The sequence below is a fragment of the Amycolatopsis sp. M39 genome, from assembly GCF_001651785.1.
Classification (GTDB): Bacteria; Actinomycetota; Actinomycetes; order Mycobacteriales; family Pseudonocardiaceae; genus Amycolatopsis; species Amycolatopsis rubida.
In genome coordinates this window covers 131,313-155,262 of record NZ_LWSF01000028.1, presented here as the reverse complement: position 1 = coordinate 155,262, position 23,950 = coordinate 131,313, and the positions used below count along the sequence as shown (strand labels likewise).

General features: G+C 70.8%; 30 protein-coding genes and 2 pseudogenes. 12 read left to right on the top strand and 20 right to left on the bottom strand.

Features of this window, described 5'->3' with window-relative positions; translation table 11 throughout:
• Positions 1 to 129: 129 nt before the first annotated feature.
• Positions 130 to 954, bottom strand: a complete 825-nt coding sequence (locus A4R44_RS38190; protein ID WP_067592163.1) for a DUF72 domain-containing protein — start codon at positions 952 to 954, stop codon at positions 130 to 132.
• A 735-nt stretch (positions 955 to 1,689) separates the two neighbouring features.
• Between A4R44_RS38190 and A4R44_RS38185 the strand changes: the two genes are divergently transcribed.
• Together A4R44_RS38185 and A4R44_RS49645 are read left to right on the top strand one after the other, a co-directional pair.
• On the top strand, positions 1,690 to 2,664 hold the full coding sequence (locus A4R44_RS38185) for a hypothetical protein (RefSeq protein WP_067592126.1): 975 nt from the start codon (positions 1,690 to 1,692) through the stop codon (positions 2,662 to 2,664).
• A gap of 279 nt (positions 2,665 to 2,943) precedes the next feature.
• Positions 2,944 to 3,150, top strand: coding sequence for a hypothetical protein (locus tag A4R44_RS49645; protein WP_067592124.1), 207 nt, complete (start codon positions 2,944 to 2,946; stop codon positions 3,148 to 3,150).
• On the opposite strand, the gene A4R44_RS38175 is transcribed toward A4R44_RS49645, so the two are convergent.
• The 4 genes and pseudogenes from A4R44_RS38175 to A4R44_RS38160 form a co-directional block, all read right to left on the bottom strand.
• Positions 3,151 to 3,735, bottom strand: a complete 585-nt coding sequence (locus A4R44_RS38175; RefSeq protein ID WP_232791964.1) for a dihydrofolate reductase family protein — start codon at positions 3,733 to 3,735, stop codon at positions 3,151 to 3,153.
• 616 nt (positions 3,736 to 4,351) lie between these two features.
• Positions 4,352 to 4,510 (bottom strand): annotated as a pseudogene (locus A4R44_RS51330) (hypothetical protein); the annotation flags it as partial.
• Positions 4,511 to 4,658: 148 nt separating this feature from the next.
• Complete coding sequence (locus A4R44_RS38165) at positions 4,659 to 5,126, bottom strand: DUF3291 domain-containing protein (RefSeq protein ID WP_067592118.1); 468 nt, start codon at positions 5,124 to 5,126, stop codon at positions 4,659 to 4,661.
• 32 nt (positions 5,127 to 5,158) lie between these two features.
• A complete protein-coding gene (locus A4R44_RS38160; RefSeq protein ID WP_067592114.1) occupies positions 5,159 to 5,803 on the bottom strand; it encodes a metalloregulator ArsR/SmtB family transcription factor in 645 nt (214 codons plus the stop codon).
• 120 nt (positions 5,804 to 5,923) lie between these two features.
• Between A4R44_RS38160 and A4R44_RS38155 the strand changes: the two genes are divergently transcribed.
• The 3 genes from A4R44_RS38155 to A4R44_RS38145 are packed head-to-tail and all read left to right on the top strand — an operon-like array spanning position 5,924 to position 7,912.
• Positions 5,924 to 6,868, top strand: a complete 945-nt coding sequence (locus A4R44_RS38155; protein WP_232791962.1) for a TetR/AcrR family transcriptional regulator — start codon at positions 5,924 to 5,926, stop codon at positions 6,866 to 6,868.
• Positions 6,869 to 6,875: 7 nt separating this feature from the next.
• Complete coding sequence (locus A4R44_RS38150; RefSeq protein WP_067592111.1) at positions 6,876 to 7,391, top strand: pyridoxamine 5'-phosphate oxidase family protein; 516 nt, start codon at positions 6,876 to 6,878, stop codon at positions 7,389 to 7,391.
• Between the two features lie 26 nt (positions 7,392 to 7,417).
• On the top strand, positions 7,418 to 7,912 hold the full coding sequence (locus A4R44_RS38145; protein WP_067592109.1) for a nitroreductase family deazaflavin-dependent oxidoreductase: 495 nt from the start codon (positions 7,418 to 7,420) through the stop codon (positions 7,910 to 7,912).
• A 32-nt stretch (positions 7,913 to 7,944) separates the two neighbouring features.
• On the opposite strand, the gene A4R44_RS38140 is transcribed toward A4R44_RS38145, so the two are convergent.
• From A4R44_RS38140 to A4R44_RS38115, 7 genes are read right to left on the bottom strand one after another with little or no spacing between them, the layout of a single operon-like run.
• Complete coding sequence (locus tag A4R44_RS38140; RefSeq protein WP_067592106.1) at positions 7,945 to 8,508, bottom strand: hypothetical protein; 564 nt, start codon at positions 8,506 to 8,508, stop codon at positions 7,945 to 7,947.
• Positions 8,505 to 9,032 carry a DUF6286 domain-containing protein gene (locus A4R44_RS38135; RefSeq protein ID WP_067592103.1) on the bottom strand — a complete coding sequence of 176 codons (528 nt, stop codon included), beginning with the start codon at positions 9,030 to 9,032 and terminating at the stop codon, positions 8,505 to 8,507. The genes A4R44_RS38140 and A4R44_RS38135 overlap by 4 nt, the downstream gene beginning before the upstream one ends.
• Entirely contained in the window at positions 9,029 to 9,397 is a 369-nt protein-coding gene (locus A4R44_RS38130) for an Asp23/Gls24 family envelope stress response protein (protein ID WP_067592100.1), read from the bottom strand. The genes A4R44_RS38135 and A4R44_RS38130 overlap by 4 nt, the downstream gene beginning before the upstream one ends.
• 3 nt (positions 9,398 to 9,400) lie before the next feature.
• Entirely contained in the window at positions 9,401 to 9,577 is a 177-nt protein-coding gene (locus A4R44_RS49640; RefSeq protein WP_037370607.1) for a hypothetical protein, read from the bottom strand.
• A complete protein-coding gene (locus tag A4R44_RS38125) occupies positions 9,574 to 9,891 on the bottom strand; it encodes a hypothetical protein (RefSeq protein ID WP_067592097.1) in 318 nt (105 codons plus the stop codon). The genes A4R44_RS49640 and A4R44_RS38125 overlap by 4 nt, the downstream gene beginning before the upstream one ends.
• Complete coding sequence (locus A4R44_RS38120) at positions 9,888 to 10,214, bottom strand: hypothetical protein (protein ID WP_067592094.1); 327 nt, start codon at positions 10,212 to 10,214, stop codon at positions 9,888 to 9,890. The genes A4R44_RS38125 and A4R44_RS38120 overlap by 4 nt, the downstream gene beginning before the upstream one ends.
• A complete protein-coding gene (locus A4R44_RS38115) occupies positions 10,211 to 10,672 on the bottom strand; it encodes an Asp23/Gls24 family envelope stress response protein (protein WP_067592091.1) in 462 nt (153 codons plus the stop codon). The genes A4R44_RS38120 and A4R44_RS38115 overlap by 4 nt, the downstream gene beginning before the upstream one ends.
• A gap of 182 nt (positions 10,673 to 10,854) precedes the next feature.
• Between A4R44_RS38115 and A4R44_RS38110 the strand changes: the two genes are divergently transcribed.
• Complete coding sequence (locus A4R44_RS38110; RefSeq protein ID WP_067592088.1) at positions 10,855 to 11,064, top strand: CsbD family protein; 210 nt, start codon at positions 10,855 to 10,857, stop codon at positions 11,062 to 11,064.
• Between the two features lie 63 nt (positions 11,065 to 11,127).
• Here A4R44_RS38110 and A4R44_RS38105 read toward each other — a convergent pair whose 3' ends face one another.
• From A4R44_RS38105 to A4R44_RS49635, 5 genes are all read right to left on the bottom strand, one after another.
• Positions 11,128 to 11,850 (bottom strand): alpha/beta fold hydrolase, encoded by a 723-nt coding sequence (locus tag A4R44_RS38105; protein WP_067592085.1) that lies wholly within the window; start codon positions 11,848 to 11,850, stop codon positions 11,128 to 11,130.
• A gap of 118 nt (positions 11,851 to 11,968) precedes the next feature.
• On the bottom strand, positions 11,969 to 13,354 hold the full coding sequence (locus tag A4R44_RS38100) for an MFS transporter (RefSeq protein ID WP_067592083.1): 1,386 nt from the start codon (positions 13,352 to 13,354) through the stop codon (positions 11,969 to 11,971).
• Positions 13,355 to 13,392: 38 nt separating this feature from the next.
• On the bottom strand, positions 13,393 to 14,415 hold the full coding sequence (locus tag A4R44_RS38095; protein WP_157905103.1) for an ADP-ribosylglycohydrolase family protein: 1,023 nt from the start codon (positions 14,413 to 14,415) through the stop codon (positions 13,393 to 13,395).
• A gap of 5 nt (positions 14,416 to 14,420) precedes the next feature.
• Positions 14,421 to 15,365 carry a carbohydrate kinase family protein gene (locus tag A4R44_RS38090; RefSeq protein ID WP_067592080.1) on the bottom strand — a complete coding sequence of 315 codons (945 nt, stop codon included), beginning with the start codon at positions 15,363 to 15,365 and terminating at the stop codon, positions 14,421 to 14,423.
• Positions 15,362 to 16,081, bottom strand: coding sequence for a GntR family transcriptional regulator (locus A4R44_RS49635; protein WP_067592077.1), 720 nt, complete (start codon positions 16,079 to 16,081; stop codon positions 15,362 to 15,364). Before A4R44_RS49635 ends, A4R44_RS38090 begins: the two co-directional genes overlap by 4 nt.
• 709 nt (positions 16,082 to 16,790) lie before the next feature.
• Here A4R44_RS49635 and A4R44_RS38080 point away from each other — a divergent pair.
• The gene (locus A4R44_RS38080; protein WP_067592074.1) at positions 16,791 to 17,375 is read left to right on the top strand and encodes a helix-turn-helix domain-containing protein; all 585 of its coding nucleotides are present in this window, start codon (positions 16,791 to 16,793) and stop codon (positions 17,373 to 17,375) included.
• Positions 17,376 to 17,421: 46 nt separating this feature from the next.
• On the opposite strand, the gene A4R44_RS38075 is transcribed toward A4R44_RS38080, so the two are convergent.
• Entirely contained in the window at positions 17,422 to 18,588 is a 1,167-nt protein-coding gene (locus tag A4R44_RS38075) for an LLM class flavin-dependent oxidoreductase (RefSeq protein ID WP_067592071.1), read from the bottom strand.
• A 194-nt stretch (positions 18,589 to 18,782) separates the two neighbouring features.
• Here A4R44_RS38075 and A4R44_RS38070 point away from each other — a divergent pair, with 194 nt between their 5' ends.
• The 5 genes from A4R44_RS38070 to A4R44_RS38050 are packed head-to-tail and all read left to right on the top strand — an operon-like array spanning position 18,783 to position 22,572.
• Positions 18,783 to 20,150 carry a cytosine permease gene (locus tag A4R44_RS38070; RefSeq protein ID WP_067592068.1) on the top strand — a complete coding sequence of 456 codons (1,368 nt, stop codon included), beginning with the start codon at positions 18,783 to 18,785 and terminating at the stop codon, positions 20,148 to 20,150.
• Entirely contained in the window at positions 20,147 to 20,554 is a 408-nt protein-coding gene (locus tag A4R44_RS38065; protein ID WP_067592065.1) for a RidA family protein, read from the top strand. The genes A4R44_RS38070 and A4R44_RS38065 overlap by 4 nt, the downstream gene beginning before the upstream one ends.
• 12 nt (positions 20,555 to 20,566) lie before the next feature.
• A complete protein-coding gene (locus A4R44_RS38060) occupies positions 20,567 to 21,349 on the top strand; it encodes a creatininase family protein (protein WP_093574576.1) in 783 nt (260 codons plus the stop codon).
• A gap of 24 nt (positions 21,350 to 21,373) precedes the next feature.
• Positions 21,374 to 21,955 (top strand): NADPH-dependent FMN reductase, encoded by a 582-nt coding sequence (locus A4R44_RS38055; RefSeq protein ID WP_067592062.1) that lies wholly within the window; start codon positions 21,374 to 21,376, stop codon positions 21,953 to 21,955.
• The gene (locus tag A4R44_RS38050) at positions 21,952 to 22,572 is read left to right on the top strand and encodes a 3,4-dihydroxy-2-butanone-4-phosphate synthase (RefSeq protein WP_067592060.1); all 621 of its coding nucleotides are present in this window, start codon (positions 21,952 to 21,954) and stop codon (positions 22,570 to 22,572) included. Before A4R44_RS38055 ends, A4R44_RS38050 begins: the two co-directional genes overlap by 4 nt.
• A gap of 96 nt (positions 22,573 to 22,668) precedes the next feature.
• Here A4R44_RS38050 and A4R44_RS51325 read toward each other — a convergent pair.
• Positions 22,669 to 22,858, bottom strand: a pseudogene (locus A4R44_RS51325) (5-methyltetrahydropteroyltriglutamate--homocysteine methyltransferase); the annotation flags it as partial.
• 6 nt (positions 22,859 to 22,864) lie between these two features.
• A complete protein-coding gene (locus A4R44_RS38045; RefSeq protein WP_067592057.1) occupies positions 22,865 to 23,887 on the bottom strand; it encodes an LLM class flavin-dependent oxidoreductase in 1,023 nt (340 codons plus the stop codon).
• Positions 23,888 to 23,950 lie beyond the last annotated feature (63 nt).

Sequence of the window (23,950 nt, the reverse complement as noted above, 5' to 3'; positions counted from 1 at the left end):
AACCCCGGCAAGACCAAGAAAACGGACACCAAAGGTTAAAACTTAAGCTCAGGGCTCCCCTCACGAACGTCTCGCCACCGGCTGGCCTCGGCCAGTCGTGGCGTCGCCTCGAGTTCCTGGCATCGGCGCTCAGAACAGCGTCGCGGGCTCCACCGGCTCCGGTTCGGGCAGCGCGTCCAGGCCGGGCACCAGCGCGCGCACGTCGTCATGGAACCGGCGGGCGAGCGCCGGTGCTTCGCCGTTGTCGGGAGTGTGCAGGAAAACCGTCGGCGAGCGGCCTTCGCGCAGCCAGCCCGCGACCACCCCGGCCCACGGCCGCCATCCCTCGACGGTCTCCTCCACCGAGTCCCGGCCCAGGTAGCGGACGACCGGCCGGTCGGTCAGCGCTCGCGTCCGGCGCGGCAGCCGCGGTTTCTTCGCCCAGGCGTCCTGCTCGGCCTCGCTGGTCGGCGGGCGCCGGAAAAAGACCGTGGTGTCGAAGGGCACCCACTCCGCGTCCGCGGTCGCGAGCGTCCCTTCCAGCAGCGCCGCCGCGCTGGCGTCGCCGAAGAACTCGGGGTGCCGCACCTCCACCGCGCGCCGCAGGCCGGCGGGGAGACGGCGCAGGAAGCGGCCGAGCACGCCGACGTCCGAAGGGCCGAACGAACCGGGCACCTGGGTCCACAGCACGGCCCGCTCGCCGAGCGGTTCGAGCGCGTCCAGGAACGCCCGCATCTCGGTCTCGACCCCGGCGAACCGCCGCTCGTGCGTCACGGTCTTGGGCACTTTGACCACGAACCGGAAGTCGGGACCGGTCTGCCGCGCCCACGTCTCGACGGTGCTCCGGGCCGGGGTCGCGTAGAAGGTGGTGTTGCCTTCGACCGCGTTGCACCAGCCCGCGTAGGCCCGCAGTCGTTCCGTGGCCGGCAGCGACTGCGGCAGGAACCGCCCCGGCCACGCCTTGTGCGTCCACATCGCGCAGCCGACATGAAGACGTGCCACTGTCGTCCGCTCCCCTCGCTCGCAAGGGAAATTACTACCCGGGCGCGGTCCTCCGCGGGTCCGGGGCCGGTAGCCGCCGTACTGGTGGCGCCGCGCGGGCCCCCGGCGGCGGAGCAGATGCGCGGGCACGTAGTGGCTGACCGGCCGCGACCATTGCTCGTCGCCGGTGACGAGCTGGTAGGTCACCCAGCCGAGCAGCCCGCCGTCCTCGCGGCGCGCCCATTCGAACATTCGAACAGCAGCCCCGGGTGCTCGGTCTCGATCCGCAGCCGGCACGGTCGCGCGGATCTCCGTGCCCAGCACGAGCAGCTTGCGCACGCCCGCCCACACCGGCATCGGCGGATCCACTTTCCGCACGGTCGACGGCCACTCGCTCACCTCAGGCTCACCTGCTCGCTTCCCCGGCCGCCCGCAGTTCCCGGCACCCCGGGACGCGAGTCGAACATGTGTTCGCATGGAGTGTCACATCGCAGGGGACCGGGGTCTCGCGCGCTGATCGGCCCGGCCGCAGTGAGACAGAGAGATTCAGCCGCGATCACGAATAAGCGCCGTGACGTCCCGAATGCGCGTACCGCGAGCTTCGCCGATCGCCGCCGCGAATCGCTCCGAATTGATGAACCTCGGCCCCTATCGCGGGCCATCGCGGGAGCGCACCATGGAAGCTGGCACCGACCGAATGCACTCCCCCAACTCGATTGGGAAGCAACAATGCCGAATTCACGGCCGAATTCGCGGGTTCCCAGCCCCGCCGCCGTCGAGGCAGCGGTCGCCGCGGCTCTCCTCGCGCCGGGAGCCTCAGACGCCCCGTTCTGGCACTGGCGCATCGGCTACCGCACTCTCCACCTGTACGCGGATCCGGCCCGCTGCCGAGCCGCCGACGACCCCGCCGGGCGAGGGCAGACGCTCGCCAGCGGCGCGGCCCTGCACCACCTCCGGATCGCCTTCGCCGGTCTCGGCTGGACCTGCGCGGTGGACCGGCTGCCGTGCCCGCCGGAGCCGGACCACCTGGCCGTCGTGACACCGCGGCCGGGCGAACCGCTTCCCGGAGAGGTTGTCCTGGCGACGTCGATCGCCCGGCGCCGAGAGGACTTGCGGCCGTGCGGCGGACGGCCTGTGCCGTCGGACTGCCTTGACCGGCTTTCGCAGGCAGCCGCCCGCGAAGGCGCGGTATTGCACCCAGTGGAAGACCGCGCAGTCCGCAGATACCTCATGACCGCAATCGGCGAAGACGCGAGGGTTCCCGCCCAGATGCGTCGCGAAGAGGCGTACGTGCGAAGCACATCCCTCGCCGCTGCGCAGGGTGTTCTCGTCAGCGCCGCTGCGGGATCGGCGGGAAACCGGTTCCCCCGAGGCGAAGCTGAACCGCGAAGCGACGGCGCTTCGCTGATGGTGCTCAGCACGCCCGGCGACGATCACCTCGCCTGGCTGCGCGCGGGAGAGGCGCTGAGTTCGGTGCTGCTGACCGCCACCGTGCACGAACTCTCGTCCGGCTGGGTGAGCCGGGCCAGCCGACGGTTGCGCGAAACGCTCGCGGACCGCGTCACGCTTGGTCACGCGCCGCAGGCGGTGCTGTGGGCGGGACGGCCTCCGGCCGGCGTGAAGCGGCTCCAGCGGACGCGATCGCAGGCCAGCGTCGACGACGTGCTCGAACCGCTCCAGGCGCAGCCGAGGCATGGCGGCTGACCGGCCTCGCCTTCGGCCGGCAGAAAGTCCGCGCTCGGCTGCCGGCGGAACCCGCTCACCGGCGCGTTGAGCGGCGGACGGTCCAATGTGGCCGGCTCGCAGGCGCCGGACACCGCGAACGCCTTCTTCGGCGAGATGTCCGCGCTGCCTCGATGCGGAGGAACGCCGCCGGGGACTGCTCATTCTGCTCGGCAATACCGATTTGCCGCCCGGGCCTCGCCGACGAATACGGCGAGGCGTTCTCCGAACTGCGTCCGCGCGGGATTTTCGTCACCACCGGTGGAAAGCCCCGGCTGTCGGCCGAAACGCCGGGCGTGTTCCTGCGAATGGGCAGCACCGGACGACGCGCCCAGCGTACTGTTCAACGACTTCGACGGTGCGCGGCTCGTCACCGAGCACCTGCTCGGGCACCGATACGAAGACATTCCGTACGCGGCAGGCGAGGTGCTCGCGTCCGTTGCTCGCCGCAACGCTGGCGGTGCCTGATCAGCTCGCGCCGACGCGGCGATAGCGGATGTGGGTGGTGAGCGGCGAATGCAGCACCTCGACGGGCTCGAAACCGAAGGACTCCACCCCGTCGAACATGCTCTCGCCCGACCCGAGCAGAACGGGCGCGATGTCGAGCGTGAACTCGTCGATCACCCCGGCGAGCAGCGCCTGCCGGACCGTCGACGCTCCGCCGGCGATGTCGACGCCCTTGTCCCCCGCGGCCTCGCACGCGGCCGCGTAGGCGGCGTCGAAACCGTCGGTGACGAAGTAGAACGTCGTCCCGCCCGCCATCTCGATCGGCTCGTGAGCATGATGAGTCAACACGAAAACCGGCGCGTGATACGGCGGTTCGGCGCCCCACCAGCCCGACCAGTCCTCGTCCCAGTCGCCGCGAACGGGGCCGAACATGTTCCGCCCCATCACATACGCGCCCCTCGGCCGCATCAGCCATTCATTCGCGGCCTTGTCGGCGTCGGTGGCGCGGGGGTCGCCGATGTGCCACCCGTGCAGCTCCTGCCCCCGCTTGCCGAGCGGATCTTCCCGGCTCTGCGCCGGCCCGGCGACGAAACCGTCCAGCGACATCGACATGTGACAGGTGGTGTCCGGCACGGCGGACCTCCCAAGTGATTGCGGTTTGCAAGCGGTTGGGAGGAACATAGCACCGGGGAGCCGGGAGCGCTACGCGGTGGACGGGATCGGTCTTCCGCCCTCCGAACAGCCAGCCTTCATTGAACGGCCGGCAAGACCCTGAGTTCCCCGGCGGAAAGGCGCCATGCCGCCGGGAACCGGAAAGTGCGGCGACGGCCCGCAGACGTCCGTGAGGGCCACCCTGAGGGAATCGGATTCGCTCAGGGTGGCCCTCACGGACTTCGGCATCGCGCGCCGGACCGGCCGGCAGAGGCCACCCAGCGATCAGAACAGCGAACCCACCCCGATCGCCGCGCACACCGACAGGAACAGCCCGCCCACCGCGAAGCCCAGCGGTTTCTGCCGCCATGCCGTATGCCGGTCCAAGGCGTACCACNGCGTACCACCCCGGGCCGGTCAGCAGCAGAGCCAGCGCCATCGCCGCGAGCGTCAGTTCCAGTTCGAACCCCGGGCCGCTGCCGCCGAACAGGCCGCCCGACCACTTCACCCGGACCGCGCTGATGGCCACGCCCAGCAGGCCGGCCGCGGCGAGCGGGGCCAGCAGGCCCAGTGCCAGCAGGACCGCGCCGGCGACCTCGGTGACGCCGGTCAGCCAGGTCAGGAACTCGATGTTGTGACTGAACCCGTAGCCGCGCAGCAGGTTCTCGAAGTGCGCCATGCCCGCGCCGCCGAACAGGCCGAAGACCTGCGTGAGCCCGTGCGCCCCCATCGCGACCGACAGCATCAGCCGCAGCACCAGCAGACCGAAGTCCAAGCCGCCATTCTCATCCGACCAACGGGACATGTTCGCCACGCCGGACACCCTAGCCATCCCGCGGGCCGGTCCCGGCGACCCACCGGACGTGTCGCGGAAACCGTCACGGCGCGGAGGCGGCGCCTTCGGGCAGATAGCTGTCGCGGAAACCGAACGCGCTCGGCGAGGACCCCTTTTCCCGCAGCAGTTCCAGCCGCTCGACGGCCTCCTCGACGGTCGGGATGTGCCCGGCGGGAATCCACCACAGCACCTGGAACGTCGCCTTCGGCAGCTCGAACCAGTCCGACCGGCGGCGCAGCATGTCCAGATGGCCGCTGCGGTAGACGTAGTCCCAGAGCGCGTCGCGGCTTTCCCAGACCGACATGTTGACGATGACGTCGTCGCCGAGGGGCGTGCGGATCTCGGTCGCGTCGTTGCCGCCGTCCCCGATCAGGCGCCAGACGAAACCGGGCGCGTTGTCGGCGACCTCGTTCAGCGTGTCGAGCATCGACGTGAAGCCGTGCATCCGGGGGTCGTCGAGGGGATATCTCGTGATGCCCACGTTGAGCTGGGCGAGGTGGTGTTCGGTCACTCCCTCACCTCACCATCGCCGGGCCTTCTATGTCAACTCTCATTATTTTTAGAAGGCCCGACGACGACACAGCACAGTCCGGGGCGTGGATCCATCCGGGCGCGCAGGCCTTCGGCGTCGTCGAGCAGTCCCTCCAGCAGTGCCAGGTTCATGCCGCACACCAGCCCCGGATGCCGTTGCGAGAGAACGTGGAACGGACAGTTGACGAGGCGCAGGAGGCCGCCGTCCTCGCGGGGTTCGTACCCCCGCGCGGCCAGCAGTTCTTTCGCGGCGGCGATGTCTTCGACCGAACCGGCGGCAGCGCGGCCCTCGCGACGGGCGGCGGCCTGCAGTTCGGCGTCGAGACGCGCGACCTCGGCGACCTCGGCCAGCAGGTCGGCGGCGGTGCGGTAGTCGCGCGCCGGGACGGAGAACTGGCGTTCGGCTCCGGACCGGCGGTAGAGCTTCGCCGGACGTCCGGCGCCCGGGCCCGAACGTCCGCTCAGCCGTTTGCTTTCCGTGTCCAGCAGCCCGGCGTCCACGAGTTTGTCGAGGTGGAAAGCGGCGAGCGTGCGCTGGATCCCGGCCCCCTCGGCCGCCTCGTTCCGGCTCACGTCGTGGTCCTGGGAAACCACGTAGTCATACAGCCGCCGCCGGACCGGATCCTGCAGGACGGCGATCGCCTCGATGTCTTCCACGCCGCCAGTCTATGAACAACGACAATGCGCGTTAGAGGACGCCGCTCCCTCCGAACTTCGCCGTGTCGCGACCGATCGCCGCGGCTCGGCCGCGCGCCCCGCAGCGCCGAAGCCGGGCACGTGGAAACGACTGGAGCGGCGGTCACCCAGCTGGTCAACAGCCTGGCCAGCGCCGGTTACCTCACCCGCGGACGGGCCGTCTCGGAAGACCGCCGCATGTCGAGCGGCGCGGGCTGTCGACGGCACGAGAAGCGCGAGCAGGTCCTCGCCGCCGGGCCGCGCGAGCTGGCCGAAGACCTCGACGAGCAGGCGATCGACGCCGCGGGCGCGGTGCTCGCCCGGCTGGCCGCGCTGTACGACCGCCGCCGCAACCTCTATCACCTGATTGAAACGGCTGATAGAGTCCGCGCCATGGGCACCGAAGCCGCGCGGATCCCCGCTCGCGGGGAGGCGACCGAACAGCGCCTGATCGCCGCCGCGGAACGGCTTTTCGCCGAGCACGGCGTCGGCGCGGTGTCACTGCGGACCGTGATGCAGGCGGCGCGGACGAATGTCGCGGCGATCCACTATCACTTCGGTTCCAAGGAAGGACTGCTCGACGCGGTCCTGCGCAGCCGGCTCGACCAGGTGACCGGCGAACGGAACGCGGTGCTGCGGGAATCCCCGGGAAAAGACGTCGCCGCACGGGATTTGGCCCGCGCGTTCGTGCGGCCGGTGGTCGCGGTGCTCGAATCGGGCGGCGAATGCTGGATCCGGCTGGTCGGCCGGTTGCTGGCGACCGGCGGCGACGGGCTGGACGCGGTCGCCGAATCGTTCTTCGAGCGCAACGCCGCGTTCGTCGATCAGCTGGACCGGCTGAGCCCGGGCGTCCCCCGCCGGACGCTCGATTTCCGGCTGTCCCAAGCGATGACCGTGACGCTGAACGTCCTCGGCGACGTCGGCCGCACCCGCCGCCTGCACGGCGCGGACGCGGCGGGCTGGACCGACGGCCAGATCGTCGACGACCTCGTCGACGTCGTGACCTCGATGCTCGCCGGCCCGCCCGGGGCCCGCCGCAGGAAGTGAGGAACCGATGGGAACCAGCCAGCGAGCACAGATCGAGATGACCCCCGGGGAGGTGTCGGCTTACCTCGACGCGCAGCGCACCGCGACGCTGGTGTCGCTCGGCCCCGGCGGGCATCCGCACGCGGTCGCGATGTGGTACGCGGTCATCGACGGCGTGCTGTGGTTCGAAACGAAAGCCAAGGCGCAGAAAGCAGTCAACCTCCGCCGCGACCCGCGCGTCACCGTGCTGATCGAGGACGGCCTGACCTACGACGTCCTGCGCGGCGTCTCGCTCGAAGGGCGCGCCGAGGTCGTCGACGATCCGGACGCGCTCTGGGCGGTCGGGGTCGACGTCTGGCGGCGATACCACGGCGAGTACACCGACGAGGCGAAGCCGATGGTGGAATTCATGCTCCGCAAACGGGTCGCGATCCGCGTCGACGTGGAGCGGGTCCGGTCCTGGGACCACCGCAAGCTCGGACTCGACCCGATGCCGCTCGCCGGATCGACCGCCGCGCGGTACCCGCAATCGCCTGCCCGCTGACGCGCCCGCCCCGCCAGGAGGCCACGATGGGACGCTTTTCCCTTCCCGCACAGGCGCCGAAAGGCCTGGACTCGCCGGTGACCGCGGCGCTCATGAAATGCGTGGCCCGCGTCCAGGTCAAGGTCTTCACCCTGACCAACGGCCGGGTCGGCCACACGTGGCGGGTCGGGGCGGGCTTCCGCAAGCCCGTGCCGACCCTGCTGCTCGACCACCGCGGCCGCAAGTCCGGACAGCTGTTCACCACTCCGCTGCTGTACCTGCGTTCCGGCGACGACCTGGTCGTCGTCGCCTCCCAGGGCGGGCTGCCGAAGCATCCGCAGTGGTACTTCAATCTGCGCGCGGAGCCGGAGACCCGCGTGCATCTCAAGGGCCGCCGCGGTGTTCCGGTCACGGCAAGGGTCGCGCCCGCGGAGGAGCGGCGCGAACTCTGGCCGCGCCTGGTCGAACTGTACGCGGATTTCGCGAAGTACCAGGACTGGACGGAGCGCGAGATTCCGGTCGTGGTGCTTGCTCCGCGCTGACTGCGTGCACGGGGTCCGCACCTCGCCGACCGTCACCCCACGCGCGAGGGCGCCCGGCTGGTGAACCGGAACTCGATCGAGACCGGAATGTCCTCCAGTTCCAGCGCTTCCTCAAGCCGCGGCAGGCTTTTCCCGGCGACGCGGCCGCGGATCTCGCCCAGGTCCGCGTCCTGCTCGCACGTGAGGATCAGCGCCAGAGACGGCGTCTCCCGGGTTCCGGCGAGCGACGCGCTCGCCTTGTGCACTCCGGGATACCCGCGCAGTTCCTCGGTGAAGGGGGCCACCGCGTCGTCTGCGCGCAACTCGGTGCGTCCGTAGGCGGGATCGGTTTCGAACCGCCACACTCCCGTGCGCGGCCGGTGCGCGAGCTGGGCCAGCAGCCAGCGCAGCGCGAGCAGTCCCACCACTACCGCCGCCGCGGCGATCGCGTAGAACACCCAGCTGGGCGGCTCCGCTGTCCCCGGTACGAGCGGCGCCTCGGGATCGAGGAGCCTGAGCACGCGGAAATGGGTGGCCAGACCGAAACCGCCCGCGGCGAGCAGCACCAGGCCGATCACCGCGAGCAAGAAGCGGTTGAGCGTGGCCGGGCGGTTCATGAAGCCTCCCTCTCGGCACGGACTCGCACCGACACCGCGGGCCGCCGGGCCGGTGCGATGTGGTCCAGCCGGGACTCGACGGCCGCGCGCACCGCGGCGGACAGGCCGTCCGTCCGCGTGCGCGCGGTTTTCACCCGTACCTTGACCTTGCGCGAACCGGTCGAGAGCCAGGCTTGCTCGACGCCGTCCACGTCCGCCGCGGCCGCGCGCAACGCGGACCGGTAGCCCGTGGTGTCGGCCCCGGAATCCGGGTCGCCCGTCAGCGGGAGGATCCGGCGCTTGCCCGGCAGGAGCGCCGCCCACAGCAGCACCAGCCCGACGAGGGCTACCGCGGCCGAGACCAGCGCGGGGACGAGGTCCGTCCAGCGCGCGTTGTGGACGGCGGTGGCGGCCGCCCGATAGTCCAGCCACGGCTGGTGCCCGGTCAGCCGCTGGATCGCCGCGACGGCCGCCAGGACGCACACGGCCAGCAGCACGACGGCGGTCAAGCTCGCCGGAAAAGACCGGCGGGTTCGGCGTTTCACTCCACCCTCCTCTGCCCGGCGGCCTCAGCGTGCAAGGCCGTCACCGTGATGCCGACGCGGCGGACCGGCATCCCGGTCAATTCCTCGACCCGTCCGCGCAGGTGGCCGCGAACCCGTTCGGTGGTCGCGCCGACCGGGGCGGGGTACTCCAGCGAGATCCGCACGTCCAGCTCCACCTCGCCGCCCCCGATCCGGGCGGACGTTTTCGCCGACCGGTCCAGCGCTTCTCCGCCGAGACTGATCCCGAGCGTCCGCCCGGCGGCCCCGCCCACCCGGTCGAGCTCGCTCGCCGCGTGGGCGGCCAGCCGCTCGACGGCGTGTTCGCTGATGGTGAGGCTTCCCCGTTCCTCCGCTGCGACAGCCACGGCTCAGCCCCGATCGCGGCCGGTGAGCTGCGACAGATCGAGCTTGCCGTCGAGCAGGCGGCCGACGAGCAGCCCCACCGCGCCCAGCACGAGGACCAGCAGGAACGCCCCGAACCCGCCGATCGCGGCGGCGAGGCCCAGTGCGAGGCCGGTGATCAGCCCCAATCCCGTTGCGTTCACGACACCGTCTCCTTCCGGTTCTCCGGCGCGGTTTCCACCGCGGCCGGCACTTCGACGTCGGCGATCAGCACGTGCACCGGACGGCCGGGCGACGCGACGGCCGCGCGCACCGCGGCCGCCACGGCACCGGCCGAGAACGGGGCCCGGACCGTCACGCCGACGGTGACGTCCTCTTCGGTCACCCGCACTCCGCCGGCCCGGCCGCCCGGCCCGAGCGTCGCGACCCGGCCGAACTCGCCGCTGTGCACGTCCGCCACCTCCGGCAGCTCCCGCACCGCGGCGGCGATCCGGCGGGCTTCGTCCAGGGGGTTCATCGCACCCGCCCGCCCTCGCGGGACACGATCGCCTCGGCCGCCGGACGGTCCCCGCCGCGCACATCCAGCTTCCGCGCCGCGGCAGTGCTCCGGCTCGCGGCGCACGGCCGGACGCGACCGGCACGCACGCCGGCCGCCTCGACACTCGCGGGATCAGCGAGCGGACTCGCCGCCCCCGGCCACCGCCGGACGCGACCGGCCTCGCTCACCCGGTCGCCCGGACCGAGCCCCGCGGCCGGGCCGGACCGCCCGCCGCGCACGCCCGCCGTCACCGGCAGCCGCACCGCGGCGACGATCCGGCCCGGCCCCGCGACCGCGCTCACTGCACCCGGCCGCTGTCGCCGGACGCGTCCTCCTCGTCGTCGGACGGCAGGTGCAGGTCGCCCACGTTGATGTTGACCTCGACCACCTCCAGCCCGGTCATCCCCTCCACCGCGCTGATCACGTTCCGCCGGATCGAGCGCGCGACGTCCGCGATCGAGACGCCGTACTCGACCACGATCTGCAGGTCCACCGCGGCCTGCTTCTCCCCTACCTCGACCGAGACGCCCTGCCCGGCTGACGCGGTCGCGCCGGGGATCCGCTCGCGCAGCGCCGAAAACGCCCGCGCCGCGCCGCCGCCGAGGTCGTGCACGCCCGGGATCTCGCGCGTCGCCAGCCCGGCGATCTTCTGCACCACCACGTCCGCGACGGTGGTCGTCCCCTGCGAACTGGTCAGCGGACCGGCGTTGACCTTCTCCACGTCCTGGGACTTGGCCGCCGTGTCAGTCGTCGAAGCCATCGAATCTCCTCCAGTCGGTTCCCGTTGTTCAGTTCATCGGTTCGACCCGGCCGCCGCGCAAAGCTCACTCCCCGAACGAGTGGCGACAATCACATCATCGGGTGAATGACGATTCGGGATCCGCGTTGTCGTCCACTCTGACGCATTCCGCGTTCGTTGTTCGCCAATGAAGGAGGAGACCCATGTCGACGGGTGACAAGATCGGTGCCAAGGCAGACGACTTCGGCGGCAAGGCCAAGGAGGCCGCCGGTTCGCTGACCGGCGACGAGAAGCTGGAGAACGAAGGCAAAGCCGACCAGGCGAAGGCCGGGATCAAAGAAGCCGCCGAAAACGTGAAAGACGCTCTCGGCGACGCTGCGGGCAAAGTCAAGAACGCGCTGAAGAAAGACTGACTTTCGCGCGAAGAACGCGGGACCCCGGCACCGCGGCGGGGTCCCGCGTTCGCTTTCCGGCGGTCAGCGCTTCAGCAGGTTCGCGACGACCGCGTCCGGCCGATCCAGCGGGACGTCGCGGGAACGGTGCTCAGCGGTGTCCAGGGTCCGGTTCGGCGCGGCGTGCGCGAAGTCTTGCTGCGCCTGCCGCCACGAGCGCGCGTCCTCGGGAGCCGGAACCGGCGTCCCGGCGGACACGATCACGGCCGCCGGAATGCCGGACGGCCAGGTCGCCGGCTGACGGGTCTGCCGGGTGGACGGCGCCTTCTGGAACTCTTCGGCTTGTTCCTCGTTCAACGCCACCGGCTTGGCGGTCTCCTCCGGAGTGAAGAACTGCGGCAGATCGGCGTCCACCGCACCCGCAGCCCATTGCGGACGGCTCCGGGCGAAAGCGACTTCGCCCGCCAGTGAATGCGACACGAGGACGACGTTTCCCGCCACGCCCGACCGCGTCAGCCCGGCGGCGGAATTGTCCGCCCCCCACGGACCCGGCGCCTCGTCGCTCTCGCCCTCCCCGGTCCGGTCGCAGGCGATTGCCTCGGATCCGGTCCTGGCCGCGAGTTCCGGGGCGACCTCGCGCCATTCCGGAGAATCCGTCCCGCCGCCCGCGCCGAGCGCAATGGCGCGCGACCGGCCCGGAGTCACGGAAAACGCCGTCTCGCGGCCGTTCGCCGGAACCAGGCGCGGTCCGGCGGCCGGAGGATCAGCCGCGCCAGCGGCGCACGCGGCCGCGACGACCGCCGCCACCCGCCAGAATCTGTCACTGGATCCCCCTCCACGCGCCGGGAAGCAACCACAGCGTCGCGAACAACCCGGCCGAACGCGATACCGCTGGCTGCCCGAGCGCGGCAGGGACGACCCCGCCTCAATCGCCGAGCGGAAGCGAGCGTTCCCCGGCCGACGCGCGCCGTTCGGCCAGGTCTTTCTCCACTGTCGGGTAGATCCGCTCCAGCCGGTAAGCCCAGAACAGCACGATCAACAGCACGAACAACGCCATCGGCACATAAACGAACAACGCGTTGATCGCGGACAGCGCCGAATCCGGCTGGGTGCGGTTCAAGCCGTTGTAGCCCGCCGCGCCCATGACCCAGCCCAGCACCGCCGCGCCCAGGCCGTAGCCGAGCTTCTGGCCCATGCTGCCCGCGCTGTACAGCACGCCTTCCAGCCGGCGGCCGTTCTTCCACTCGCCGTACTCGATGGTGTCGGGCAGCATGCCCCAGATCGCGCCGAAGATCGGGATCCGCCCGATGCCGCGAAGGATCGAGCCGGTGACGGCCAGGGTCATGTCCGTCGGGTCGATGGCGATGACCAGCGAGCCCGCCACGAAGATCGCGGCCCCGACGATCATCGGCGCGACCTTGCCGAAACGCTGGTACACCGGCTGCATGAACAGCATTCCGAGCAAAGCCGGAATGTAGAGCAGGAACGACATCAGCGCGGCGAACCCGGCATTGCCCAGGAAGTACTGGGCGAAGTAGGCCGTCGCTCCGGTGTAGAGCGATTCCGCGACGCTGAACACGATGAAGATCGCGAAGAGCAGCAGCCAGTAACGGTTCCGTCCCGCGAGCTTCAGCGATTCGGCGATCCCCGGCTGGTCCTTCGGCGGCGCGGTGTCCACGATACGTTCCCGCGTGTTGCGGAAGGTGATGAAGAACAGCACCGCCGCGACCGCGCCGAACAGGCAGAAGGTGATGATCCACGCGCGCTGGTCGTCGCCGAGCGCGCTCACCAGCGGCAGAGTGAGGACGGTGACGACCAGCGAGCCGAGGGTGGCGCCGAACATCCGGGTGACGTTGAGCCGGGACCGTTCGGTGAAGTCCCGCGTCATCCGGGTGTTCAGCGTTCCGTACGGGATCACCGCCGCGCTCAGGGCGATGTTCATCAGCGCGTAGGTGATCGCGATGTACACCAGCGTCGGCGCCGGTTCCATGCCCGGCACGGTGAACACCAGGATCAGCGCGAGGGCGAACGGCGCGGCGGCCCACAGCACCCAGGGGCGCGCCTTGCCCCAGCGGGTCGAGGTCCGGTCGACGATCGCGCCCATCCCGACGTCGACCACGCCGTCGAACAGCCGCGCGATGAGCACGATCGTGCCGACCGCCGACGCCGCCGCCCCGATCACGTTGGTGTAGAAGAAAACCACGTAGGTGGCCAGCGCACCCCAGGCGATGTTCGTGGCCAGATCACCGCCTCCGAAAGAGAGGCGTTCCTTCCAGGTCACCGTGGCGAATTCTTCGCTTCGTGCGCTCATCGTCGAGCGTCCCTTCGGATCGGGGCGGGGAGAGGGGGTCAGTGCCGCGCGGCGGCGAGGAGTTCGTCGGCGAGCGCGCCAAGGTCGAGATCGTTCGCGCGCTCCACCTCGGCGACGGCCTCCGCGTCGATCGCCTCGATGCCCCGGTACGCGCCGGCGATCGCGGCCGCCATGCAGCCGATGGTGTCGCTGTCCCCGCCCGCGTTGGCGGCCAGCCGCGCGACGCGCACCGGATCTCCGCCGGCGGCGACGAAGAACCCGAGCGCCGCGGGCACCGCTTCCGCGGCAGGCAGGCCGACGCCGATCTCCCCGGCGATCAGGTCGATCGCGTGTTCGTCGTCGCGAGCCGTGATGGCCAGCGCGACCGCCCGCTCGATCCGCCGCTCGACCGACGCGCCCGGCACGTCACGGCCCTCGGTCCGGCCGAGTTCGGCACCCGCTCGCGCGCCGTCGACGGCCGCGCGGACGATGTCGACGATCTCCGCGCCGGGAGTGCAAGCCCGCGCGACCGCGGCGGCGACGGCCGCGGCGCCCGCGACACCGGGCGGCGTGTTGTGGCTGGGCACGCAGGTGGTGAACGCCGTCCGGACGGCCGCCTCCGGGTCGCCGTGGTGGAACAGCCCGACCGGCCCGACCCGCATCGCGGCCCCGTTGCTGGCGCCCTGGGTCATGATGGTCCCGGTCCGGCCGACCTCGCGGGGGTCCTCGCCGCGTTCCAGCCGGGCGATCGCCTCGCGGGTGGTCGGCCCGGCGAAGTGCGGGAAGTAGTTCTCGTTCTTGGACCATTCGATCAGCAGCTGCGCCATGTCGCCGGGGCTCAGCGCGGCTCCGGTCCGGGCGAGCAGCCGGGCCAGCAGGATCATCTGGCTGGAGTCGTCGGTGATCTGCGCGGCGGCGCGGCCCTTGGCGTAGGGCGCGCCGGGGAGCGGGGCGTGGAACTCGGTGACATAGCCGCCGAACGCGGCCCGGATCTGGTCCCGGCTCAGTTCCTCGGTCGGCGCGCCGAGCGCGTCGGCCAGGCAGGCCGCGGCGAGACTGCCGTGGATCTTGGAACGCAGCACAGAATTCAACTCGGTTGCCTCTCAGTCGTGATCGTGATCAGGTCGTCTGGCCGCTCGCCGCGCTGCGAGCCGGACAGATAGGTGCGGCCGCCGACGGCGGTGACGCACCGGGTCGCCTGGGCCACCGCCCGGCGAAGGCTTTCGGGCACTTCGGCCCCGGCCAGCAACGCGCCCAGGAACGCCCCGGCCAGCGCGTCACCGGCGCCGGTCGTGTCGACGGCAGTCACCTCGCCGGTCGACCGCGCGCGATGCACGACACCGTCACGGTCCACCGCCGACGCTCCGTGCGCGCCTTCGCTGAGGACGACGAGTTCCGCGCCGAGCCGGATCAGCTGCCGGGCCGCGTCGCGCGGGGTGGTGGCGAGTTTGGCCGCCGAGGCGGCGTTGAGGAAGACGATGTCGCTCAGCCCGAGCAGCCGCGCGAACTCCGGCTGATCCGGCTCGAACGCGTCCGGTTCGAGATCGACGGCGACCCGCGTTCCGCGCTCCCGGCCGAGTTCGGCGACGGCGGCCGCCCATTCGAGGTCGTCGGCCAGCGGCGCCACGATGTCCGCCCCCGCCAGGACCGACGCGTCGATCTCCTCGATCGCCGGAATCTTGATCCCGGTGTCCGCGCCGGTCAGCGCCTTCTCCCCGCTCGCGTCGAGCTGGACGAAACACATCCAGGTCGGATGCTCGAGGTCGCGCAGGGAATGCTCGATCGACACCCCGAGCCTGCGGAGTTCGGCCAGCGCGGCATCGGTGTCCGGCCCCGCCCCGGTCTTGGTGATCAGGTCGACCGCGATGCCGTGCTGCGCGGCCGCGGCGGCGAGGTTGGCGCTCATCCCGCCGCCGTACACGCCGGACAGGGAGCCGATGGCCTTGTTGTCGTTGCCCGCGATGTGCGGGACCTGGACGAAGTAGTCGATGCTCGCGTCCCCCACGACGACGAGCCGCGCCGCGGCGCTCATCGCTCGCTTCTGAGGTCGATGTCGAGGTGGTAGCGATCGCCGCGCAGGATGTAGCGGGTGAACTCCACCGGCCGCTGATCGGCGCCGAACGACGTGCGCTCGCGCAGCATCGCCGCGACCCCGGGCGCGACCTGGAGCCGGTCGGCCTCCGCCGCGGACAGGGTGACGGCGCTGACCCGCTCCCGCGCGTGCGTGGGCTGCGCGTCGCGGCCGGAGAGGAACGCGTACAGCGAATCCCCGGTGAACTCGGCGAAGTCGATCCCGGGCTGGGGGGCCAGATAGTGGTCGAGGAAGACGAACGGATCGTCGCCGATCCAGTAACGCCGCTCGATGTGGCTCACGGTGTCGCCGGGTTCGAGGTCGAGCGCCTCGGCGACTGCTGTGGCGGCGGGTTCCTCGGCATTGCCGAGCAGCTCGGGCCGGATCGCGAAGCCGCGCTGCCGGAGCTCGCGCCCCAGGCCGAGCATCGGGCTCATCGCGCGGATCTCGTTCGACGCGACGATGCTGCCCCGGCCGTGGAACCGCTCCACCAGTCCGAGCCGCTGCAGCTCCTGAAAAGCGCGCCGGACGGACGTCTGGGACACCCCGTACTGCGCCCGGAGCTGACTCTCCGACGGGAGCCAGTCCCCCGGCTTCAGCCTGCCGCTCAGGATGTCGCGCTGGATCTCGCTCTGAATCGTGCGATAAAGCGGCGCACGACTGGGTCGACCGGTCATGCAACTTAGTGTACTAAGTGTGTCAACTGGCTCGCACTGCCCTCGCTTTTCGACGACCAGCCCGGTCCGGTCGAGTAACAGCCAGCCGGGTACCGCCGGCCCGAAGGACACCCGCTGGGCCGGTCGGGCCCTCAGCGAACGACCGATCCGCGCCGGAACGGCCGTGGAGGTCGAACCGCGATGAGGCCGCGGAAACGACCTGGCAAGCGGGTAATCGTCACCGCGCTCCGCGCATTCGCCTGCACCGCATGCGCGGGCCCCGGCACGGCGTCCTCGTCGTCCCCGGCTCTCCGTCGCCCGCCGCCGCCGGACGCGACCGCAGAAGCACCGGCGACAACCGCGCCCTCCGCACCGCTTCCGGCTGGCTGTCCCGAGATCGTGAAGGTCTCGTCGTTGCCCGGCCAGGTGCGCACTTGGTTCCAGCTGCAAGGCACCGCCCGGGCCGTACAGCTCGCGCGGACCGCGCTCCAGGAGGGTGCGACCGTGGAAGACGCCGTCAATACCGACGTTCTCGACGGCTTCCGCAGCTCGATCAAGGCTTTCGAACGCGTCTGCCGACGCGGACGCACCCGCTCCGGCGCCCGCTGGCGAGTTCGCGGTCCCCGAGCGGGGCGCGCCAGCTCCTCCGGCGAGAATTTCCCTTGCACATCGCCGCGTTTCCCCATCGGAGTCCACTTCGGAACACCCGCGCTCCGGTATAGTCGGGCCCATGCGAACCCCTCCCGCCCCCGATTCCGGAGCAGCGCCGGATCCGGCGAAAACACTCGGGGCGCGGGTGCGCGAACTGCGGCGCGGCCGAGGGCTGACGCTCAAGCAGGTCGGCGAGGTTTCCCGTCTCTCGCACGCTTTTCTCAGCCAGTTCGAGCGCGGGCTGGCCGCCGCGAGCGTCAGCACGTTGCAGCGGATCGCGGTCGCGCTGGACACCACGGTGTCGGCGCTTCTCGCGGGTCCCGCGGAGCAGGGCGTGGGATTGCTGCGCGCCGACGAGGGAATGGTGATGCCGGGAGCCGAAATCCCGACCGGGTCCACGGCGCGGGCGCTGTCCCGGGCGGGTTTTCCGGTGCAGCCCATCGAATACACCGGCGGCCCGGCGGAGTTCGGCGAGTATTTCGAGCACGTCGGGCAGGAGATGCTGTACGTCGTCGCCGGGCGGATCGAGCTGGATTTCGCCGACGGGCGCCGCGAGCAGCTGGGCGAGGCCGACGTGGCGACCTACCCGGGATCGCGGCCGCATCGCTGGCGCAGGCTCGGCGAGGAACCGGTCCGGGTCCTGCTGATCAACGCCGGGGAATGACAGCGGACCGCGCGGCCGGGAGAGCCGCGCGGTCCGGAAAACAAGCTCAGCGCAGCAGCGGGACGACCTGCTCGCTGAAGCGCCGCATCTGCTCGGCGGCCATGTCGTAGGTGTGCCCGGGGAAATGCGGGAACACCACGAGCTGTTCGAGGCCGAGCGTGTCCTTGTGCTGCTGCACGATCTCCGCGACCTCCTCCGGCGTGCCGACCGCCCAGCACTTCTGCTGCGTGGACTGCTCCAGCGTCGGCACCAGCCCGGCCGGGGCCCGGTTGCCGTCGTCGCCGCGGTAGCCGCTGCTCCAGCCGAACGGCGCGAGCAGATTCCAGAACTCGTCGTGCCCGATCCGCCCGGTGCGCCAGGCCTCTTCGTGGGTGTCGGCGAGGTGCACCGGCAGCACCAGAATGCGGTTCTGCCCCGGGGCCAGCCGGATGCCGTGCCGCTGTTCGTACAGCTCGGCGTAGCGCTCCCACTGTTCGCGGATGTATCCGTGGTACTGGTTCCACCAGACACAGCCGTGGCCCACCTCGGCCGCGTAGTCCAAAGTGGGCGGACTGGTGACCGCCTGCCAGATCTCGACGGGATGCAACGGACCCGGCACCAGCGTCAGCGTGTCCGCCTCGTGCTCGGGGTCGCGGTTGTCCGGCGGCGGCAGTTCGAAGAACTTCCCTTGGTAGGAAAAGGTTTCCTGACCCAACGCCGTGCGCACGATGTCCATGTACTCGGCGAAAACCGCACGGTTGTGCGCGTCGATGACCTTGCGTTCCTCGCTGGAGGTCAGCACCCCGATGTCCGCCTGGTGCGCGGTGAGGCTGCGCAGTTCGCGAGACACCGTGCCCCGGCCGACGCCGAGCACCGCTCGTCCGCGCGACAGGTTGAGCAGGCTGCTGAAATCCTCGGCCAGCCGCAGCGGATTCCACTGCGGGACGATGCTGAACATCGAGCCCAGCCGGATCCGCGAGGTCCGCGCGGCGAGATGCGCTTCGAGCATCATCGCGTTGGGCACGACCTCGTAGCCCTCGTGCTGGAAATGGTGCTCTGCCAGCCAATAACTGTCGTATCCCAGCTCCTCGGCCAGCTCGCCCATCCCGAGCAGCCGCTCGTGCGCGTGCCACACCTGCTCGCGGGTGGCGCGCCGCCGCGCGGCGGGCACCGGGTTCCCGGCCAGCACGTCCGGCATCTCGACCGAGCCGAAGAAAAACACTCCGTGCCGCACAGCGCCTCCATCCCGCCCGGGCTCGGCCGGGTCGTCCGCAAGAATGTAAGTAATATCAACACTGTGCGGTCCGACCTGCGGAGTGTCAAGCCCAAGAACCCTCTTGACATCTGCGGAAGGCGCGGCGCAGGCTGGGGCAGCCGTGTTACCTATATCAACACTGCCGCCGCAGGGGGCTCTCCGCTGGAGGACAGATGGTCAACGAAGCCCACGCAGTCCGCCCACCCGCCGTGTCCGTCGAGCACCACGGCATCGAAAGGATTCCCGACGACCAGCGCCACGGTTCGCCGCGTTCGGCCTTTTCCCTGTGGTTCGCGGGAAATCTGCAGTATTCCGCGCTCGCGGTCGGCGCCATTCCCACCGCGTTCCTCGGCCTCGGGTTCGGCGAAGCCGTCCTTTCGCTGGCCATCGGCATCCTGATCGGCAGCGTGCTGCTGGGCTTCGCCGCGTCGATGGGGCCCCGCGCCGGGGTGCCGCAGATGATCCAGTCGCGGATTCCGTTCGGCTACTACGGCAATTTCCTGCCGGTGCTGCTCCTGTGCCTGACCGGCCTCGGCTATTTCGCGGTCAACACCGTGCTCGGGGCCTACATCGTCCGCGAGCTGTTCGGGCTGCCTTTCCTGGTTTCGCTCGTCGCGGTGGCGGCGGTGCAGATCGTCATCGCGATCATCGGGCACGATCTGGTGCACCAGGCCGAACGCTTCCTCGCGATCGTCGCGTCCGCGCTGTTCGTAATCCTCACCTGGTACGGCCTGGCGAAAGGCGATCTCGCCGCGTCCGGCGACGTCGTGGCCCGGGGTGCGGGCGGGGTCGCCGGAGGCATGCTGACCACCGTCGCCCTCGCTTCGACCAGGACGTTCGGCTGGTCGATCGGCGGTTCGGACTACACGCGCTACCTGCCGCGCGACACCTCCCGCCGGCGTGTGCTGCTCGCGGCGTTCTCCGGCGCGTCGCTGGCCGGGCTGTGGATGGCGGTCGTCGGAGCGGCGATCGGCACCGTGATCACGGTGGACAGTCCGACCGATCTGGTGGCGAAGCTGATTCCGGCCGGCCTGGCCGCCGTGATCCTGGTGGCGTTGCTCGCGGCTTCGATCTCCGGCAGTGTCCTGGACATCTACACCGCTTCGCTCGGCCTGCTGATGGTGGGCGCCAAGGTTCGCCGCTGGATCTCCGCGATCATCATCGGCGTGCTGGGGACCGCGGTCGGTTTCGTCGCCGGGCACAACGCCGGGTCCGTCTTCGGCACCTTCCAGAATTTCCTGTTCCTGATGGGTTACTGGATCGGCCCCTGGCTCGGGATCGTCGTCATGGACGCCGTGGTCTTCGGCCGCGAGGAGATCGACCCGCGGCGGTATTTCGACCGCGCCCGCCGGTTCCGCCCGGGACTGGCGGCGTTCGTGATCGCCATCGCGGTCTCCGTGCCGTTCATGGACCAAAGCCTCTACACCGGCGCGTTCGCCGAGCGCTTCCCGCAGTTCGGCGACCTCACCCCGTGGGTCGCGGGCGCGGTCGCCGCCTTGGCCTACTACCTCATCCGACGCTACCGAAAGGCCGACGCGTGACGAAACAAGCACTTGGCCCGTTGAAGTACGGCGCCACGGTCCAGCCCTGGGGCAGAGGAGCCGCGGCAGGCGGCTTCGTCTTCCTCAGCGGAATCGACGGCGTCACCGACGAGCACGGCCAGCCCGCCCACGGCGTCGCCGCGCAAACCCTCGTCACGCTCAACCGCGTGCGCCGGCTGCTCGCCGACGCGGGCGCGGAGTTCGAGGACATCGTGCAGTTCGACCAGTTCCTCGCCGATCCCGCCGACCGCGCGGAGTACATGCGGGTGCGCGACGGCTGGCTGGCCGAGCACGCGCCCAAGCTGCTGTCCGAGCGTTCGTACGCGTCGCTGCTGATCTATCCCCCGCTGGCCACCCCCGAGATGCGGGTGGAGATCCGGGCCGTCGCCCATCTCGGTGCTTGAAGGAGATTCCTTATGGCTGCACGGATATTCGCTGAACTTCGGGCGTCGCAGGTCGAGGCTGCCTGCGGACCGTCCTCGGTCGCGGTGCTGCCCGTCGGCGCCGTCGAACAGCACGGCCCGCACCTCCCGCTGGCCACCGACGCGCTCGTCGCCGAAGCAGTGTCGAAAGAAGTCGTCGCCACCCACGACGAAGACCTCTGGCTGCTGCCGACGATCAGCTACGGCCGCTCCGTCGAGCACACCTGGGCGGCGGGCACCCTGTCCCTGTCCACCGCGACCTTCGCGGCGGTGCTCGACGACATCGGACGTTCGGTCGCCGCCGCCGGCATCCGCCGGATCGTCCTTGTGAACGGCCACGGCGGGAACGTGTCCGAGATCCAGACCGCGCTGCGCGATCTGCGCTTGGCCTACGGCCTGCTGACGTTCGGCATCAACGTGTTCCTCGCCGAGGAGCACGACCCGGCCTGGGCCGCGAGCGAAAACGGGCTCGGAATCCACGGCGGGGCCGCGGAAACGTCCCTGATGCTGCACCTGCGTCCCGACCTGGTCGACCTCTCCGCCGCGCGACGGCGGATCCCCGCGCAGCTGGCCGACAACGTCCACGCCCGATTCGGCGGCAGCGTCGCGTTCGGCTGGCTGGCCGACGATTTCGGCCCCGAGGGCTACCTCGGCGACCCGACCCTGGCCAGCGCCGAAGCGGGCGCGAGCGGGTTCACGTCGATGGTCGCCGCCTTGGGCGACCAGCTCGCGGAGGTCGCCCGCTTCGACTTCCCCGATTCCGCCCGATCGCGATAACCCACCGCAGGAAGCCGGTTCGCCATGCATACCGTCCAGGAACCCACGATCGTGGGCGTCGGCGGCACCGTCCGCCCCGATTCCTCCTCCGAACGAGCCCTCCGCGCGGTGCTCGAAAACGTGCGGGCGCACGGGGCCCGCACCGAACTGTTCACCGCACGAGACCTCGGTTTCGCCATGTACGAACCGGATCTCGCGCACCGCTGCCCGTCCGCGACCGCGTTCCTCGACGCCGTCCGCCGCGCCGACGGCGTGCTGATCTCGACGCCCGGATACCACGGCGGACTGTCCGGCCTGCTCAAGAACGCCTTGGACTACCTCCAGGACCTCGCCGGCGACGACCGCCCCTACCTGCACGGACGCGCCGTCGGCTGCATCGTCAGCGCGTACGGGCCGCAAGCCGGGGTCACGACGTTGACGTCGCTGCGCTCGACTGTGCACGCCCTGCGCGGCTGGCCGACCCCGCTCGGCGTCGTGGTCGACTCGACCGCTCAGCCCTTCGCCGCCGACGGCCGCGTCGCCGACCGGAAACTCGCCGCCCAGCTCGCGACCGTCGCCGAGCAGGTGGCCCGGTTCGCGACGGCGGAGATCCGGACGGTCGCATGACCATCTCGCTCGACGCACGCCCGCTCGACGCCGCACTCGACGCGCTCGCGCACGGCCAGCCGATCGTGCTCACCACCCCCGGCGCCGCGGCCCTCGTCCTGCCCGCGGCGGAGGCGTCCACCATCGCGCTGGCGTTCGTCATCCGGCACTCGTCCGGACTGGTCGGCGTCGCTTTGCCCGGCGACCGGTGCGACGCGCTCGACCTGCCACCCATGCGACCGAGCTTCCGCCACGACGGCGAGCGCGGCTGGTGCGTCGCGGTCGACGCCGCGACTGGCGTCACCACCGGGATTTCCGCGGCGGACCGGGCGGAGACGATCCGGCGTCTCGCGGATCGCGGCGCCCGGCCCGGGGACCTCCATCGACCGGGACACGTGCTGCCTTACGCCGTCCACCCGCGAGGGATCCTCGGCAGGCTCGCACTCCCTGAAGCGGCTGTCGGCCTGTGCATGCTGGCCCGGCTGCCCGCGGCGGCCGCGTTCGCCGAGCTGGTCAGTCCCGAAGATCCGAGGCGGATGGCCACGCCGGGCGAAGCAGCGGCCTTCGCCTCCGCGCACGGCGTGCCGGTGCTCGATTCGGCAGTCGCCGCCGTCTCCGGTCGGTGCGGGGAACCCTGAGGAATCCGATTGCCTCGGGGTTCCCCGCACCGCCTTTCCCGGCCAGCCACCGCCCGGCCAGCCACCGCCCGGCCGATCGATGCCCGGCCGATCGACGCCGAGCTGATCCGCCACGAGCGCAATGCCTTCCCACCGCGCGCGAAGCTTGCCGAACGCGATCTGCCGCGAGGTCGATTGGTCGTCCGCGAGCGGGAAAAGCGTCGCAAGTCGCCGTCTGCTCCACCGGAACGTGGCGGGCTGCGCGCAGAACCCGGTCGCGCACCTCTTCGGCCGTCTCCACGCGCGGGTGCGCTCAGCGCCAGCCCAGCTCCGGGGCGACGTGGGTCAGGATGCTCTCCAGCACGTGGGCGTTGTAGTCGACGCCCAGCTGGTTCGGCACGGTCAGCAGCAACGTGTCCGCGGCTTGGACCGCTTCGTCCTCCTTCAGCTCCCGCACCAGTTCGTCCGGTTCGGCGGCGTACGAGCGGCCGAAGATCGCCCGGGTGTTCTCGTCGATCATGCCGATCTGGTCGCGCGAATTGCGGTCGCTGCCGAAGTAGGCGCGGTCCAGGTCGTTGGTCAGCGCGAAGATGCTGCGGCTGACCGACACCCTCGGCTCGCGCTCGTGGCCCGCTTCCTTCCACGCCTCGCGGTAGGCCTCGATCTGCTTGCGCTGCTGGACGTGCAGCGGTTCGCCCGTTTCGTCGTCTTTGAGCGTGGAACTCTGCAGGTTCATGCCGAGTTTCGCCGCCCAGACGGCCGTCGCGTTCGAGCTCGAGCCCCACCAGATGCGGTCGCGCAGGCCTTCGGAGTGCGGTTCGAGCCGGAGCAGGCCCGGCGGGTTGGCGAACATCGGCCGCGGGTTCGGCTTCGCGAAGCCCTCGCCTTCGAGGAGCTTCAGGAAGACCTCGACCCGGTCACGGGCCATGTCCGCCTCGGTCTCGCCCTCCGCCGGGGCGTAGCCGAAGTACCGCCAGCCGTCGATCACCTGCTCGGGAGACCCCCGGCTGACGCCGAGCTGGAGCCTGCCCCGCGAGATGAGGTCGGCGGCGCCGGCGTCCTCGACCATGTACAGCGGGTTCTCGTAGCGCATGTCGATCACGCCGGTGCCGATCTCGATCTTCGACGTCCGCGCGCCGATGGCCGCGAGCAGCGGGAACGGGCTGCCCGCCTGCCGCGCGAAGTGGTGCACGCGGAAGTACGCGCCGTCGACGCCCAGTTCCTCGGCCGCGACCGCGAGGTCGATCGACTGGTGCAGGAAGTCGGCGGCCGACCGGGTCTCGGAGTGCGGGCTCGGCGACCAGTGGCCGAACGAGAGGAAGCCAATGTTCTTCACGCATCGTCAAACGTTCAACTACCGTGGCTCATTCCCGGGCGTCCGCCGCCTCCTCCGCGCGGT

Excerpts from the sequence above, each read along its gene's own strand:
- A4R44_RS38090 (WP_067592080.1), bottom strand. The coding sequence starts at position 15,365 with ATGAGCGCCGCGGCGCGGCTCGTCGTCGTGGGGGACGCGAGCATCGAC.
- A4R44_RS38110 (WP_067592088.1), top strand. The coding sequence starts at position 10,855 with ATGTCGACGGGTGACAAGATCGGTGCCAAGGCAGACGACTTCGGCGGC.
- A4R44_RS38050 (WP_067592060.1), top strand. The coding sequence starts at position 21,952 with ATGACCATCTCGCTCGACGCACGCCCGCTCGACGCCGCACTCGACGCG.
- A4R44_RS38055 (WP_067592062.1), top strand. The coding sequence starts at position 21,374 with ATGCATACCGTCCAGGAACCCACGATCGTGGGCGTCGGCGGCACCGTC.
- A4R44_RS38125 (WP_067592097.1), bottom strand. The coding sequence starts at position 9,891 with ATGAACCCCCTGGACGAAGCCCGCCGGATCGCCGCCGCGGTGCGGGAG.
- A4R44_RS38070 (WP_067592068.1), top strand. The coding sequence starts at position 18,783 with ATGGTCAACGAAGCCCACGCAGTCCGCCCACCCGCCGTGTCCGTCGAG.
- A4R44_RS38175 (WP_232791964.1), bottom strand. The coding sequence starts at position 3,735 with ATGTCGCTGGACGGTTTCGTCGCCGGGCCGGCGCAGAGCCGGGAAGAT.
- A4R44_RS38080 (WP_067592074.1), top strand. The coding sequence starts at position 16,791 with ATGCGAACCCCTCCCGCCCCCGATTCCGGAGCAGCGCCGGATCCGGCG.
- A4R44_RS38115 (WP_067592091.1), bottom strand. The coding sequence starts at position 10,672 with ATGGCTTCGACGACTGACACGGCGGCCAAGTCCCAGGACGTGGAGAAG.
- A4R44_RS38140 (WP_067592106.1), bottom strand. The coding sequence starts at position 8,508 with ATGAACCGCCCGGCCACGCTCAACCGCTTCTTGCTCGCGGTGATCGGC.
- A4R44_RS38100 (WP_067592083.1), bottom strand. The coding sequence starts at position 13,354 with ATGAGCGCACGAAGCGAAGAATTCGCCACGGTGACCTGGAAGGAACGC.
- A4R44_RS38150 (WP_067592111.1), top strand. The coding sequence starts at position 6,876 with ATGGGAACCAGCCAGCGAGCACAGATCGAGATGACCCCCGGGGAGGTG.
- A4R44_RS38060 (WP_093574576.1), top strand. The coding sequence starts at position 20,567 with ATGGCTGCACGGATATTCGCTGAACTTCGGGCGTCGCAGGTCGAGGCT.
- A4R44_RS38190 (WP_067592163.1), bottom strand. The coding sequence starts at position 954 with ATGTGGACGCACAAGGCGTGGCCGGGGCGGTTCCTGCCGCAGTCGCTG.
- A4R44_RS38185 (WP_067592126.1), top strand. The coding sequence starts at position 1,690 with ATGCCGAATTCACGGCCGAATTCGCGGGTTCCCAGCCCCGCCGCCGTC.
- A4R44_RS49635 (WP_067592077.1), bottom strand. The coding sequence starts at position 16,081 with ATGACCGGTCGACCCAGTCGTGCGCCGCTTTATCGCACGATTCAGAGC.
- A4R44_RS38145 (WP_067592109.1), top strand. The coding sequence starts at position 7,418 with ATGGGACGCTTTTCCCTTCCCGCACAGGCGCCGAAAGGCCTGGACTCG.